This is a genomic window from Pseudomonas wenzhouensis, from assembly GCF_021029445.1.
Lineage (GTDB): Bacteria > Pseudomonadota > Gammaproteobacteria > Pseudomonadales > Pseudomonadaceae > Aquipseudomonas > Aquipseudomonas wenzhouensis.
In genome coordinates this window covers 1,536,592-1,550,333 of record NZ_CP072610.1, presented here as the reverse complement: position 1 = coordinate 1,550,333, position 13,742 = coordinate 1,536,592, and the positions used below count along the sequence as shown (strand labels likewise).

Here is a 13,742-nt window from a genome sequence, read left to right as displayed (position 1 = left end):
CTTGATGCACCCTGTAGCCCGGATGCAATCCGGGGAGGTTGGTTGGGCAGACCCCGGATTTCATCCGGGCTACATGGCTAACCGAGCTTGAACTGGGCCACCTTGTTGTCAGTGGCCTGGCGCTTTCCCGGGCGCAGGCGCTCGCCGCTGGTGGCGTCGAACAGCAGCACGCGCGCCGGATCGAACTGCAGGTCGAGGCTGCTGCCAGCCTGCGGCGCGGCGTCCGGGGCCAGGCGGCAGCACACCTTGGTCTGGTTGAGGCTGACGAACACCAGGGTGTCCGGGCCGGTGGGCTCGACCACCTCGACCTCGGCACGCAGGCTCGGCAGCGTCAAGCCGGCGCCGGCCAGCTGGATCTGCTCGGGACGCACGCCGAGGATCAGCTCACGCCCTTCCAGCTCCGCCGCCGCGCCAAGCGGCAGCTCGCAGCGCGCCTGCCCGGAGTCGAGCAAACCGAAGCACTGGCCATCGCGTACCTGCGTGCGCAGCGGGATGAAGTTCATCGGTGGCGAACCGATGAAGCTGGCGACGAACTGGTTGGCCGGGTCGTTGTAGATCTCTTGCGGGGTGCCGAACTGCTGAATGATGCCGTCCTTCATCACCGCCACCTTGTCGCCCAGGGTCATGGCCTCGATCTGGTCGTGGGTGACGTACACCGTGGTGGTCTTCAGGCGCTGGTGCATCAGCTTGATTTCGGTGCGCATCTCCACGCGCAGCTTGGCGTCGAGGTTCGACAGCGGCTCGTCGAACAGGTAGATCTTCGGTCGCCGCGCCAACGCCCGGCCCATGGCCACGCGCTGCTGCTGGCCGCCGGAGAGCTGGCCGGGCTTGCGCGTCAGCAGATGCTCGATCTGCAGCAGCTTGGCCACCCGCGCCACTTCGGCTTCGATCTCGGCCGGCGGCAACTTGCGCATCTTCAGGCCGAAGGCGATGTTGTCCTTCACCGTCATGGTCGGGTACAGCGCGTAGGACTGAAACACCATGGCGATGTCGCGATCCTTCGGGCTCATGCCGCTGATGTCGGCGCCGTCCACCAGAATCGCTCCGCCGCTGATGTCCTCCAGGCCGGCGATGCAGTTCATCAAAGTGGATTTGCCACAGCCGGAGGGGCCGACCAGGATCAGAAACTCGCCGGAGTCGATGGCCAGTTCGATGTTCTTCAGGGTATCCGCCAGGCCGCTGCCGTAGGATTTGTTGACGTTGCGCAGTTCGAGGGTAGCCATGTCATTTCTCCAATCTTGAAGGCATCAGCCTTTCACCGAGCCGGCAGTGAGACCGCGCAGGAAGTATTTGCCGGCCAGGATGTAGACCAGCAGCGTGGGCAGCCCGGCGATCATCGCGGCGGCCATGTCGACGTTGTATTCCTTGGCTCCGGTGCTGGTATTGACCAGGTTGTTCAGCGCCACGGTGATCGGCTGGGTGTCGCCGCTGGCGAACACCACGCCGAAGAGGAAGTCGTTCCAGATCTGGGTGAACTGCCAGATCAGGCAGACCATGATGATCGGCACCGACATCGGCAGCAGGATGCGTCCGAAGATGGTGAAGAACCCTGCGCCATCCAGACGCGCGGCGCGCACCAGCGCCTCGGGAATGCTCACGTAGAAGTTGCGGAAGAACAGCGTGGTGAAAGCCAGGCCGTAGACCACGTGCACCAGCACCAGGCCCTCGGTGGTATTGGCCAGGCCGAGCTGGCCGAGGGTGAAGGACGCCGGCAACAGGATCACCTGGAACGGCAGGAAGCAGCCGAACAGCAGCAGGCCGAAGAACAGCTGCGAACCGCGAAAGCGCCACATGGCCAGCACGTAGCCGTTCAGCGCGCCGAGCAGCGTGGAGATCAGCACCGCCGGGATGGTGATCTTTACCGAGTTCCAGAAGTAGCCGCCGACACCGTCCCAGGCCTTGACCCAGCCGATGACGGTGAACACGTCCGGGATCGACAGCAGGTTGCCGCTGCGGATGTCGTCGGGGGTCTTGAAGCTGGTCAGCAGCATCACCAGCAGCGGCACCAGGTATACCGCGCAGGCCAGGATCAGAGTGGTGTGGATGGCTATACGGCTGAAGCTGAATGCCCTTATCCGGCGCTTCGCGCCACCTTCTCCCGGGGGGAGAAGGACATCAGAAGATCGTCGCTGCGCGACGCTCACATCATTCATGGCGTTTGCCTCGCAATTCGGAATACAGATACGGCACCAAAATCGCCAGCACCGCGCCGAGCATCAGCATCGCGCTGGCGGCGCCGAGGCCCATCTGGCCGCGGGTGAAGGTGTGGGCGTACATGAACATCGCCGGCAGGTCGGAGGCGTAGCCGGGGCCGCCAGCGGTCATCGAGGCGACCAGGTCGAAGCTCTTGATGGCGATATGGGCGAGGATCATCAGCGCGCTGAAGAACACCGGGCCCAGGCTCGGCAGGACGATGCGCAGGTAGACGCTCGGCAGGCTGGCGCCGTCGACCTGGGCGGCGCGGATGATCGATTGATCGACGCTGCGCAGTCCGGCGAGAAACAGCGCCATGACGAACCCCGAGGACTGCCACACCGCGGCCATCACCAGGCAGTAGACGACGCGATCCGGGTCCACCAGCCAATCGAAGCGAAAGCCCTCCCAGCCCCAGTCACGCAGCAGCTTGTCCAGGCCCAGGCCGGGGTTGAGCAGCCACTTCCAGGCGGTGCCGGTGACGATCATCGACAGTGCCATGGGGTAGAGAAAGATGGTGCGGATAAAGCCTTCGCGGCGGATGCGCTGATCCAGCAGCACCGCCAGGAACACGCCAATGATCAGGCTGATGGCGATGAACAGGCCGCCGAAGACCAGCAGGTTCTGGCTCGCCACCCACCAGCGATCGTTGTCCCACAGCCGCGCGTACTGCTGCAGCCCGACGAAGTTGTAGCTGGGCATGAAGCGCGAGTTGGTGAACGACAGCAGGAAGGTCCAGCCGATGTAGCCGTAGAAGCCCACCAGCACGATGACCATGCTCGGCGCCAGCACCAGCTTGGGCAGCCAGCGCTGCAGGACGTCCAGCGGTGAGGCTTTGGTGATGACTGCGTTTGAACTCATGGTTGACTCCGTTGCGTGCTGCGTTGATGCGTAAAACATCCGTAGCGAACCCGTAGGGCGTACTCGCGAAGCAGTACGCCGGCGATTACAGACAGCGCGCATAGCCGGCGGACTGTTTGCTGCGCTCCTGAGTCCGCCCTACCGACTGCGAGCTGCCCTGCCCCGACACCTGAATCTCGGCACGGCCGATCCCGTGACGCGTGCCTGTGGGCATGCGCCAGGGATAGAAGGCTTGAAACAGGCGGGTTACACCCGCCCTACGGCAAGGGCCGGCTACGCGGCCCCGTCACTCACTGCACCGCCTGGATCGCCGCCGCCAGTTGCTGGGCGGCGCGCTTCGGGTCGGCCTTGGGGTCGTTGAAGAAGTTGGTCACCACATCGAATACCGCGCCCTGCACGTAGCTGGAGGCGGCCATGCCGTGGGCCAGGCTCGGCTGCAGACCGCCATCGGCGGCGGCCTCCTTGAAGTCGGCCATGGACTTCTGCGCGCAGGCGTCGAAGCTGCTCATGTCCTGGTCCATGCGCACCGGGATCGAGCCCTTGTTCTGGTTGAAGAATTCCTGGAACTCGTTGCCCATCACCGTACGCGCCAGGTCTTCCTGGGCCTTGCGGTTGTCGGCGTTGTTCAGCTTGAACATCGCCAGCGAGTCGATATTGAAGGCGAAGCTGCCCTGGGTGCCAGGGAAGGCCAGGCATTCGTAGTCCTTGCCAGCGACCTTGCCGGCGGCGGTCCACTCGCTCTTGGCCCAGTCACCCATGATCTGCATGCCGGCCTTGCCGTCGATCACCAGGCCAGTGGCGCTGTTCCAGTCGCGCCCTGCGGCATCGGCATCGATGTAGCCACGCAGCTTCTGCAGAGCAGCGAAGACTTCGACCATCTTGTCGCCGGTCAGGGTGGCGCGGTCCTGCTCGACGAAGGCCTTGCGAAAGCCCTCGGGGCCAAGAATGCTGAAAGCCAGATCCTCGAACACGGTGCCGTCCTGCCAGGGCTGCCCGCCATGGGCGATGGCGATGAAGCCAGCGGCCTTGAGCTTGTCGGCAGCAGCGAAAAATTCGTCGAGGGTGGTCGGCGGCGTGGCGCCAGCCTTTTCGAACACTTGCGGGTTGATCCACAACCAGTTGACCCGATGCACGTTGACCGGCACCGCCACGTAGTCGCCCTGGTACTTCATCACCTCGATCACCTGCGGTGGCAGCAGCTCGTCCCACTTCTGCTCGGCAGCGACATCGTTGAGGTCAGCAAGCAGGCCCAGCTCGCCCCACTCCTGGATATCCGGGCCCTTGATCTGCGCCGCGGCGGGCGGGTTGCCGGATACGGCGCGGGTCTTCAGCACGGTCATGGCCGCTTCACCACCACCACCGGCCACGGCGAAATCCTTCCATTTGTGGCCCTGGGCTTCGACCAGTTTCTGCAGGGTATCGGCGGCGCGCTTTTCGCCACCGGAGGTCCACCAGTGCAGCACTTCGACTTCACCGGCAGTGGCAGACAGGGGCAGCAGAACAGCGAGGGAGATGGCACGGGACAAGCGAGAGATCGCTTTCATGGGATAAGACACCTTGTTGTTGTTATTCGCGAGCAAGTCGTGGTGCTTGCATTACGAACGAGTCTACCCAGCCCACAGAGCCCTTGGGGTAACAAAGGGTATTGGATAGTCACCAGGTCGTTACAAAGCGCCGCGAGCCGGTGACATGCAGCGCAGCGGCGCGCGCGCTGCAGTTGTGCGGCGCGGCTCACGGCTGCGCTCAACGGCTCTGGCGCGGCAACCAGAGGGTGACGCGCAGCCCTCCATCGCGCAGGTTGCGCAGGCTCAGCTCGCCGCCATGGCTATGTGCCAGGTTGCGCGCAATACCGAGCCCCATGCCGTAGCCCTGTTGCTGGCTGGCCAGACGGAAATGCGGTTCGAACACCTGCTCAAGCTTCTGCTCGGGCACGCCCGGCCCCTCGTCATCGACATGCAGGACGAACGCCTCGGCGTCATCCTCGATGTGCAGGTGCGCGCGCTCGCCGTACTTCAGGGCGTTGTCCAGCAGGTTGCCGATACAGCGGCGCAGCGCCAGCGGCTTGCCGGGATACAGATCACGCGCTGCGCCATCGAGGGTCACCCGGCCCGAGCCGAGGTAGGGTTCGGTCAACCCATGCAGCAGGTGGTTGAGGTCCACCGGCTCGATGTTCTCGTGGATGTCGGTGTCCTTCACGCATTGCAGCGCGCCTTTGACCAGCAGCTCCAGATCGTCCAAGTCGCGGCCGAACTTACTTTGCAGGCTTTCGTCGTCGAGCAGTTCGACACGCAGGCGCAAGCGCGTGATGGGTGTGCGCAGGTCATGGGAAATGGCGCTGAACAACTGGCTGCGCTCGGTCAGGTAGCGGCTGATGCGTTCGCGCATGGCGTTGAACGCGCGGGCCACCTCTACCACCTCGCGACCGCCGCCCTCGGCCACCGGCTCCACCTCGGCGCCCAGCGACAGGTGCCGCGCGGTGCGTGCCAGGCGCTTGAGCGGGCGACTCTGCAGGTGCACCAGCAAGCCGATGAACAGCAGCAGGAAGGCCGTGGTCAGGAGAATGAACCACAGCTGCTGGGTCGGCAGTATGGGTTCCTCCAGGCTGGTGTAGGGCTCAGGCAGCAACGAGGCGATGTACAGCCACTCCCCTGGTGCCAGTTGGATCTGCGTCACCAGCACCGGAGGATTGACCGGCTCCAGGGTCAGCGCGTAATGCGCCCAGGAACGCGGCAGTTCGTCGAGTTTCAGGCCGCCGTTGAAGATGCGCAGATCATCCGGGCTGACGAAGGTCACCGAAATGTCGGCGGCATTGCCCAGCGCCTGGCGCAGCACTTCAGTCACCGATTCGGTCACCGCCTGCTTGCGCGGTGTGGTCGGCAGCACCTTCATCTGCAGCGGCCGGTCGTTGAGGCTGACCACGAAGCGCGTGCCGCCCATGCTGCGCAACTGGTCGAGCACCAGCGGCCGATAATTCACCGGCAGCGAACGGAAGTAACGCACGCTGGCCGACATCGAATGCGCCAGGCTGCGCGCGGTGGTGACCAGGCCTTCGAGCTGGGTGGCACGCAGTTGCGACAGCCAGATGGCGCTGGACAGCGTTTGCGCCGCGAGAATCGCCAGCAGGGTGAGCAGCAGCATGCGCCCGAGCAGCGAGCGCGGCAGCCAGCGCCGCGGATTAACGCCCATCGCCGGCCTGCAGGCTGACCGTGGTCGCCAGTTGGTAGCCGCTGCCACGCACGGTGCGGATCAGCCGTGGCGGCTTGTCGGTGTCACGCAGGCGCTGACGCAGGCGGCTGACAGCCATGTCGACGATGCGCTCCAGCGGCATCACCTCGCGGCCACGGGTGGCATTACCGATGGTGTCGCGGTCGAGAATCTGCTGCGGGTGGTCGAGAAATAATTTGAGCAGGGCGAAGTCGGCGCCGGACAGAATCACCTCCTCGCCGTCGCGGTGGAACAGGCGGTGGCTGACCATATCCAGGCGCCAGTCATCGAAGGCCAGCACCTCGCCGCTGCGCTCCTGAGTGAATTGCGCGCGGCGCAGCAAGGCCTTGATTCGCGCCAGCAATTCGCGCGGGCTGAACGGCTTGCCGAGGTAGTCATCGGCGCCCAGCTCCAGGCCGATCACGCGGTCGGCTTCGTCGGAGCTGGCGGTGAGCATGATCACCGGCACCTGGGCGAAGCGTTGGTGTTCACGCACCCAGCGACACAGGCTGAAACCGTCCTCGTCGGGCAGCATCACGTCGAGGATGACCAGGTCGGCCGACTCCGCACACAAGCTCTGGCGGAAGGCGGCGCCGTCGGCCACGGCGCGCACCTGAAAGCCGACGCGGCTCAGGTAGGTATCGAGCAGTTCGCGAATTTCCTGGTCGTCATCGACCAGCAGAATCGATTTGCCGGGCTGGCTCATGGTCCGCCACCTTTGTTGTTATGGCTGTGTAAATCCGGGGGTCTATCAAGGGTTGTCCCGGATTGCATCCGGGCTACGCTCCGACGCCTGTTGCAAAGCCACGCCGGCGCCGATCAGGCCGGGGTACTCGGCCGTCACCAGCCACACCGGAATGCCGTCAAGGTAATGGCTCATGCAACCCTTGTCGCGGAAACTCTTGGCAAAACCGCTGGCAAGAAAACGCTCGGCGAAACGCGGCACCACGCCGCCGACGATATACACCCCACCGCGCGCGCCCAGGGTCAGCACGTTGTTGCCAGCAGCGCGGCCGAGCCAGCAACTGAACTGCTCCAGCACCGCAGCGGCGACGGGCTCGCCCGCCAGGCCTGCGCTAGTGATGGCCGCTGGCGTCGCGTGCTGCAAGGGCTGACCGTCCAGCTCACAGATGGCCCGATACAGCACCAGCAGGCCATTGCCACTGAGCACGTCTTCGGCGCGCACGTGGCCCAGTTGCCGATAAAGAATTTGCCAGAGTTCGGCCTCACGCGGGCTGCCGATGGGTAGATCAACGTGACCACCCTCGCCCGGCAGCACCAGCCAGCGGCCATCGGCCTGCTCCAGCAGCGTCCCGACGCCCAGACCGGTGCCGGCGCCGATCACCAAGGCCGGACGGTCTGCCTGCGGCTCGCCCGGGCACACCTGCACACGCTCATGCTCGGCGATGCGGGTCATACCCAGGGCCATGGCGGAGAAGTCGTTGATCATCAGCAAGCGGTCGATCTGCAACGCCTCGCAGAACGCCGTACGGTCGATACGCCAGTGATTGTTGGTGAAGCGGAACAGGTTGCCGCTGACCGGTCCGGCGCAGGCCAGGCACACCGAGCCGATAGCCCCCAGCGGCAGCCCCTGGGCGTGCAGATAGGCGACGATGGCCTGTTCCGGCCCTGCGAAATCGGCGGTCGGCAGAACCTGCACCGCCTCCAGTTGCTCGTCACGCCACAGGGCAAAGCGTGCGTTGGTACCACCGATATCGCCGACCAGAGCCAGTTTCACGAGAATGTCTCCTGAGCGAAGGCCGTTCGCTGATCGGCAACTGCAGAAAAGTGAGGATGCATGGCATCGACTCCAAACCCGAATTATTTTTGTAGTTCAGACAACGCGCACCACAATAAACCCGAAAATAACGCCTATCAAGCCAGCCAAAGTTGTAATAACAACAATATTTTGTACCCCACCGCCGCCATCATCCAGCCCCTCGCATTCAGCTTCAGGCATGACCCCGGACAATATCTGCGTCTTTGCTGCGACCTAGACTGGCATTTTGCATCGGCGCATGGCGGGTTGCACCCGCCCTACTGGCCATCCGCTTGGAGAGCTGCAGCATGTCACCCGATATCGTCATCGTTGGCGCCGGCCCGGCCGGTCTTTGCCTGGCCCGCGCCCTGTCAGGGCATGGTCTGTCCATCATCGTACTGGAACGCCAGGCCGAGCAGGCGCTGGCCGAACCGGCCTTCGACGGCCGTGAGATCGCGCTTACCCATGGCTCGCAGGCGCTGCTCGAACGCCTCGGCCTGTGGGCACGCCTGCCCGACGAAGACATCGCCGTGCTGCGCGACGCCCAGGTGTTCAACGGCCCCTCGCTGTTCGCCCTGAAGATTCGCGCCGAACAGGCCGGTGCCGAGCGCCTCGGCCATCTGGTGGCCAACCAGGCCATTCGCCGCGCCGCCTATCAGGCGGTCAGCGACTGCGCCGATGTGCAATTGCTGTGCGAAACCAGCGTGCGCGCCATCGAGCAACGCCAGAACGAGGTGAAACTGGTGCTGCAGGACGGTCAGGTGCTGCAACCACGCCTGCTGGTCGCTGCCGACAGCCGCTTCTCGGAGACGCGCCGCCAGCTCGGCATCGGCGCGCAACTCAAGGACTTCGGCAAGACCATGCTGGTGTGCCGCATGCAGCACGAACAGGATCATCAACAGATAGCCTGGGAATGGTTCGGCTATGGCCAGACGCTGGCCCTGCTACCGCTCAATGGTAGGCAATCGTCGATGGTGCTGACCCTGCCGCCGCGCGAAATAGAACGCCTGCAGAAACTCGACGAAGCGATCTTCACCCGCGAAATGGAAAAGCGCTTCGACCGCCGCCTGGGCGCCATGCAACTGGTCAGCAGCCGCCACGCCTATCCGCTGGTGGGCGCCTACGCACGACGCATGGTCGGCAACCGCTGCGCCCTGCTCGGCGATGCCGCCGTGGGCATGCACCCGGTCACCGCACACGGCTTCAACTTCGGCCTGATCGGCGTGCAATTGCTCAGCGATGCGCTACTCACCGCTCATGGCAAACGCCAGGACATCGGTGCGCCTGCGCCATTGGCGCGCTACGAGCGCCAGTTGCGCCTAGCCACCTGGCCGCTGTATCAGTCCACCAACCTGCTGGTGGAGCTGTACACCAACGACCGCCTGCCCGCCCGCCTGCTACGCGGCGCCGGTCTGCGCGTGGCACAGGGTCTGCTGCCGCTGAAGAAAGGCATTGCCCGGCATCTGACGGCACGCACCGGATGAATCACACCCACTGATCGTTACGCTTGCGCTTGACCCGCAGCATGGTCGGCAGAATCAACCCAAGCAGCAACCCGGCACCGGCGATGCTGCCGCCATAGGCCATGTAGCGCATCAGCACCTGCTGCTGTTCTTCACCCAGTTGCGCCTGGGCATCGCGCAGCTGCGAGCGGGTCGTGGTCAGTTCGGCATCCAGCGCGCCACGCGCGGCCTGCAGTTCATCGATAAGCTTCTTGCGGGTTTCGAGGGTTTCCTGCATGCCTTGCACACGCGCCTTCCAGGCATCGTCGATGCCTTTGAGTTCAGCCGTGAGGTCGGCGACCTTCTGCTCCAGTTGCGGCAGTCGCTCGGCCTGGCCGGGTACCGATTGCAGGTCGCGACTGGGAATCCATACCGTACTGCCGCTGGCGCTGCGTACCTGGCTGTAGTCGCCCTGGGTGCGCAACAGCTCGACTTTTTCCCCGGACACCAGAGTGCCGACAATCCGGTATCCATCGGTAGGGCCGCTGCGCACGTAGGTATTGAGGCTGTCACTGACCCAGCGCTGGTTGCTGGCAGCCTCTACAGCAAGGGTCGGTTGTGCGCCGCCGAGCAGGCCACCGAGCAGCAGGCAGGCGCCGAGAAAGCGGGATTGAAGTGGAGCGTAAGGAGATAAGAACATGGGGCGATCTTCACATGGCAGTCAGACGAACCCGGCGAACGGGATGAACGATGACGGCCCCATGCACGAGCATGATCCAGACAGGTTCAGCGACGAAGGCGCCACTGTAGCGGCCAATAGCCATCTATTCCTGTCGGTACGGGCCGACAGCAGACAGACATTGCGCCATTGTCCGGAGTTCACTCGAAGCAATGGCGCTGGATGGACGGAGGATCGATTCAGCCGTTGTGGCGCTGCACGAAGGCGCAGAAATCCGTCACCGGCATCGGCCGACCGAGCAGGTAACCCTGAAACTGGCTGCAGCCGTTGTTCGCCAGAAAGCGCCGTTGCGCCTCGGTTTCCACGCCTTCGGCGATCACCGTCATGCCCATGCTCTGACCCAGAGCGATGACCGTACGCACGATGGTTTCACTGTTGGCATCGCTGAGTACGTCACAGATGAACGAGCGGTCGATCTTCAACTTGCTCAATGGCAGGCGCTTGAGGTGACTGAGGGAAGAAAAGCCTGTGCCGAAGTCATCCAGCGAGAAACGCACACCCTGCTCGACCAGGGCACTCATCTTGCGCGTCAGGTCTTCCATATCGCGCACGATCAGCGTCTCGGTCAGCTCCAGCTCCAGCCGCCGCGCATCGATGCCGTGGCGCGCGATCAGCCCAAGAATCTCGGCGACGAAACTGCCTTGTGAAAACTGCCGCTGACTGATGTTCACCGCCAGCCCCAGCTGGCCGAGGAGCGGATCACCCTGCCACTGGCGCAACCGCGCGGCTGTCTGCTCCAGCACCCATTGACCAATGGCAATGATCAGCCCGGTGTTCTCGGCATGGTCAATGAACTCGCCTGGCGCCAGCAGCCCACGCTGCGGGTGCTGCCAGCGAATCAGCACCTCGGCTCCCACCACTCGCCCTGCATCGTTGAGTTGCGGCTGGTAGTGCAGCACGAACTGCCCCTCGCGGATGGCCGCGCGCAGGTCGCGATCCAGTTCGGAGCGCTCGGCGGTATCGGTCTGCAGAATGTGCAGGAGCAAGAAGAACAGCAGCATGGCCACGCCTGCCTGCAGCCAGGAGCCGACACGCCGCACATCGTCGGGCAGTGCGTAGAGGTCGGTGGGTCGCCAGTTGGATGCCGCCAGGGCGACGAACAGCAGCAAACAGAACAGCGAGACGCCATAACGCAGCCACAGTGGATCGTCACGAAAGGCCATCAGGGCACCGACAGCCATCGGCAGCAGATACAGATGCGTGGCACGCGGCGCCACGCGCGTCGATGGATCGAGCAGCAGGGTCGAGGCGACGACAACGACAATCAGCGCGCTGAACAGAATCAGGTTGGCACTGCGTGCCCTGTCGCGCAGGGTCAGGACGAAGACCGCAAGACCACTGAAGATGATCGCCACATCCATGATGACGATGGCCCAGTAACCACGAGTGCTGAAGAATACCCCCCACAACACGCCCATCGCGATCATCACCAGACTGGCCAGCATGCGCATGCGCCGCTCCCGGCGCTGGCCGACCAGGGCCAGATCCGCCCCCTGCCAAAGTTGGCGAAAGCGTCTGCCGAAGCTCGAAAGTGATGGCATGCTGAAATCCTGATCCGATCACTTCATTCTTGAAGCTGCTCAGCCGAATGCAAGTTTCTAGCAATGTTTAATCCTGCCAGTGCGCCTCACTGGCCAGTCGTTCGGCAAGGAAATCGAGCAGCAGCCGCATTGCCGGCAACATTTGCCGACGCGTGCCGTACAGCGCATGAATGCCCAGCTGCGGCGGTCGGTAATCGGCCAGCAGTTGCACCAGGCGCCCTTCGCGCAGCAACGCCTCCACCGAATAGCGCGGCTGCAGACTGATGCCGGCACCCGCCAGCGCCGCTTCCAGCAGCACCATCGACTCGTTGGCGCTGAGGCTGCCGGACACCGAAACGGCGCTGACTTCGCCCCCGTGTTCGAACTCCCACAGACTGCGGCCGAAGTAGGCATAGGCCAAGCAGTTGTGCCGGGGCAGATCCTCCGGGCGCTGCGGAGTGCCATGCCGCGCCAGATAATCCGGACTGGCGCAAACCACCGAGCGGCACACCGCCAGGCGCCGGGCGATCAGATTCGGATCGAGCTGATTGGTGATGCGCAGTGCCAGGTCGATGCGTGTCTCGACCAGATTGACCGCCTCGCTGCCCACCAGCAAATCGATGCTTACCTGCGGATAACGTGCGGTGAAATCCTGCAGCGCATGCACCAGCCAGGCCTGGGCGAAGGACTGACTGCAGGTGATACGCAGGGTGCCACGCGGCGCGTCATTCGCCCCCTGACCGATGGCCTGCATGCGCTCGGCCAACACCAGCATCTCGCGGCACTGCGGCAGCATCTGCTCGCCTGCCGCCGTCAGGCTCAAGCGCCGCGTGCTGCGGTGCAGCAAGCGCACACCGGCCCAACCCTCCAGCTCGGCGAGATAACGCGAAACCATCGCCCGCGACATGCCCAAGGCCTCGGCAGCGGCGGTCTGGCTACCACGCTCGAGCACCTCGACGAAGACCTGCGCAGCAGTCAGTCGATCCATTATTCGCTCACTCTACGCAACAAAGAAGCCCAGCTTACGGGACTTTTCGCTTGATCGATAGTGCATAAGATGCGCCACACTTTCATTCATGCGGAGTTCGCCATGCACCTCCTTACCCGTCTCATCAGCAGCGTTGGCCTGTTCGCCAGCGCCTTAAGCGCCCTCGCTCAGCCACTGACGCTGGATACCTATAACCCACGCGAAGCGGCAGTCTTTCCGGTCAGCTCAACGCTGATCAGCGGTGAAAGGGACGCCATCCTGGTGGATGCGCAGTTCTCCAACACGGAGGCGCAGGCACTGGTCGAGCGCATCCGCGCCAGCGGCAAGCGCCTGACCAGCATTTTCATCAGCCATGGCGACCCGGACTTCTATTTCGGCCTCGATGTACTCACCCGTGCCTACCCTGAAGCCAGGGTGCTGGCCACACCGGCCACCGTCGCCTACATCGAGAAGACCCGCGCGCCCAAGCTCGATTACTGGGGGCCGATTCTCAAGGACAACGCGCCGGCACGCACCCTGGTGCCCAAGGCGCTGCCGGGCAATGTGCTGGAGCTGGAAGGCCAGCGCATCGAGGTAATCGGCCATGACCCGCAACACACCAGCCTGTGGATTCCGGCCAACAAGGCCGTGGTCGGCGGCGTGCTGACCAGCGCCAACATCCACCTGTGGGTCGCCGACGCGCAGAGCGCTGAGGCCCGCCAGCGCTGGCTGAAGTCGCTGGACGAACTCGAAGCCCTGCAGCCGGCCACCCTGGTACCGGGCCACTACCTCGGTGAGCCGGCGATGAACCTGGCCGATCTGCGCTGCACCCGTGATTACCTGCTGGCGCTGGAGCTGGAACTGCCGCAAACCAGGGACAGCCAGGCGTTGATTGCGGCGATGACGGCGCGCTTTCCTGAACTGCAGGATGACAGCAGCCTGGAGCTGAGCGCCAAGGTACTCAAGGGCGAGATGCAGTGGCCATGACACTGCGCCGCCGGGGTCGCCCCCGTCACGATCAGCGCCCCCGAGGATCGTCCCGGTGATATGCATGCCC

Annotated in this window: 13 protein-coding genes; 2 read left to right on the top strand and 11 right to left on the bottom strand. The window is 64.1% G+C overall.

Going from position 1 to position 13,742, the window contains the following annotated elements; all coding sequences use genetic code 11:
• Positions 1-77: 77 nt before the first annotated feature.
• The 8 genes from J7655_RS07085 to J7655_RS20780 all read right to left on the bottom strand — a co-directional run bounded on the left by J7655_RS07085 (position 78) and on the right by J7655_RS20780 (position 8,218).
• Complete coding sequence (locus J7655_RS07085; protein ID WP_230927164.1) at positions 78-1,223, bottom strand: ABC transporter ATP-binding protein; 1,146 nt, start codon at positions 1,221-1,223, stop codon at positions 78-80.
• Positions 1,224-1,247: 24 nt separating this feature from the next.
• Complete coding sequence (locus J7655_RS07080; protein WP_230927163.1) at positions 1,248-2,153, bottom strand: carbohydrate ABC transporter permease; 906 nt, start codon at positions 2,151-2,153, stop codon at positions 1,248-1,250.
• Positions 2,146-3,054: a carbohydrate ABC transporter permease gene (locus J7655_RS07075; protein ID WP_230927162.1), complete on the bottom strand. Its 909-nt coding sequence runs from the start codon at positions 3,052-3,054 to the stop codon at positions 2,146-2,148. The genes J7655_RS07080 and J7655_RS07075 overlap by 8 nt, the downstream gene beginning before the upstream one ends.
• A 290-nt stretch (positions 3,055-3,344) precedes the next feature.
• Positions 3,345-4,598: an ABC transporter substrate-binding protein gene (locus J7655_RS07070; protein ID WP_147811747.1), complete on the bottom strand. Its 1,254-nt coding sequence runs from the start codon at positions 4,596-4,598 to the stop codon at positions 3,345-3,347.
• A 199-nt stretch (positions 4,599-4,797) separates the two neighbouring features.
• The gene (locus J7655_RS07065) at positions 4,798-6,240 is read right to left on the bottom strand and encodes an ATP-binding protein (RefSeq protein WP_275948857.1); all 1,443 of its coding nucleotides are present in this window, start codon (positions 6,238-6,240) and stop codon (positions 4,798-4,800) included.
• On the bottom strand, positions 6,230-6,964 hold the full coding sequence (locus J7655_RS07060) for a response regulator (protein WP_230927161.1): 735 nt from the start codon (positions 6,962-6,964) through the stop codon (positions 6,230-6,232). The genes J7655_RS07065 and J7655_RS07060 overlap by 11 nt, the downstream gene beginning before the upstream one ends.
• Before the next feature lie 45 nt (positions 6,965-7,009).
• Positions 7,010-7,996: a glucokinase gene (locus J7655_RS07055; RefSeq protein ID WP_230927160.1), complete on the bottom strand. Its 987-nt coding sequence runs from the start codon at positions 7,994-7,996 to the stop codon at positions 7,010-7,012.
• A gap of 96 nt (positions 7,997-8,092) precedes the next feature.
• Positions 8,093-8,218 carry a hypothetical protein gene (locus J7655_RS20780; RefSeq protein WP_267914156.1) on the bottom strand — a complete coding sequence of 42 codons (126 nt, stop codon included), beginning with the start codon at positions 8,216-8,218 and terminating at the stop codon, positions 8,093-8,095.
• A 107-nt stretch (positions 8,219-8,325) separates the two neighbouring features.
• Here J7655_RS20780 and ubiM point away from each other — a divergent pair, with 107 nt between their 5' ends.
• Complete coding sequence (gene ubiM, locus J7655_RS07050) at positions 8,326-9,501, top strand: 5-demethoxyubiquinol-8 5-hydroxylase UbiM (protein ID WP_230927159.1); 1,176 nt, start codon at positions 8,326-8,328, stop codon at positions 9,499-9,501.
• 1 nt (position 9,502) lies between these two features.
• Here ubiM and J7655_RS07045 read toward each other — a convergent pair whose 3' ends face one another.
• The 3 genes from J7655_RS07045 to J7655_RS07035 form a co-directional block, all read right to left on the bottom strand.
• The gene (locus J7655_RS07045; RefSeq protein ID WP_230927158.1) at positions 9,503-10,159 is read right to left on the bottom strand and encodes a TIGR04211 family SH3 domain-containing protein; all 657 of its coding nucleotides are present in this window, start codon (positions 10,157-10,159) and stop codon (positions 9,503-9,505) included.
• A gap of 218 nt (positions 10,160-10,377) precedes the next feature.
• Positions 10,378-11,739, bottom strand: coding sequence for a putative bifunctional diguanylate cyclase/phosphodiesterase (locus J7655_RS07040; RefSeq protein WP_230927157.1), 1,362 nt, complete (start codon positions 11,737-11,739; stop codon positions 10,378-10,380).
• 67 nt (positions 11,740-11,806) lie between these two features.
• Entirely contained in the window at positions 11,807-12,706 is a 900-nt protein-coding gene (locus tag J7655_RS07035) for a LysR family transcriptional regulator (RefSeq protein ID WP_230927156.1), read from the bottom strand.
• 102 nt (positions 12,707-12,808) lie between these two features.
• Here J7655_RS07035 and J7655_RS07030 point away from each other — a divergent pair, with 102 nt between their 5' ends.
• Positions 12,809-13,672, top strand: a complete 864-nt coding sequence (locus tag J7655_RS07030) for an MBL fold metallo-hydrolase (protein WP_230927155.1) — start codon at positions 12,809-12,811, stop codon at positions 13,670-13,672.
• The last annotated feature ends 70 nt before the right edge of the window (positions 13,673-13,742 follow it).

What these genes read in the sequence shown, in the direction of transcription:
- J7655_RS07085 (WP_230927164.1), bottom strand. Translation starts at nt 1,223, where the DNA reads ATGGCTACCCTCGAACTGCGCAACGTCAACAAATCCTACGGCAGCGGC.
- J7655_RS07080 (WP_230927163.1), bottom strand. Translation starts at nt 2,153, where the DNA reads ATGAATGATGTGAGCGTCGCGCAGCGACGATCTTCTGATGTCCTTCTC.
- J7655_RS07075 (WP_230927162.1), bottom strand. Translation starts at nt 3,054, where the DNA reads ATGAGTTCAAACGCAGTCATCACCAAAGCCTCACCGCTGGACGTCCTG.
- J7655_RS07070 (WP_147811747.1), bottom strand. Translation starts at nt 4,598, where the DNA reads ATGAAAGCGATCTCTCGCTTGTCCCGTGCCATCTCCCTCGCTGTTCTG.
- J7655_RS07065 (WP_275948857.1), bottom strand. Translation starts at nt 6,240, where the DNA reads ATGGGCGTTAATCCGCGGCGCTGGCTGCCGCGCTCGCTGCTCGGGCGC.
- J7655_RS07060 (WP_230927161.1), bottom strand. Translation starts at nt 6,964, where the DNA reads ATGAGCCAGCCCGGCAAATCGATTCTGCTGGTCGATGACGACCAGGAA.
- J7655_RS20780 (WP_267914156.1), bottom strand. Translation starts at nt 8,218, where the DNA reads ATGCCTGAAGCTGAATGCGAGGGGCTGGATGATGGCGGCGGTGGGGTA.
- ubiM (WP_230927159.1), top strand. Translation starts at nt 8,326, where the DNA reads ATGTCACCCGATATCGTCATCGTTGGCGCCGGCCCGGCCGGTCTTTGC.
- J7655_RS07045 (WP_230927158.1), bottom strand. Translation starts at nt 10,159, where the DNA reads ATGTTCTTATCTCCTTACGCTCCACTTCAATCCCGCTTTCTCGGCGCC.
- J7655_RS07040 (WP_230927157.1), bottom strand. Translation starts at nt 11,739, where the DNA reads ATGCCATCACTTTCGAGCTTCGGCAGACGCTTTCGCCAACTTTGGCAG.
- J7655_RS07035 (WP_230927156.1), bottom strand. Translation starts at nt 12,706, where the DNA reads ATGGATCGACTGACTGCTGCGCAGGTCTTCGTCGAGGTGCTCGAGCGT.
- J7655_RS07030 (WP_230927155.1), top strand. Translation starts at nt 12,809, where the DNA reads ATGCACCTCCTTACCCGTCTCATCAGCAGCGTTGGCCTGTTCGCCAGC.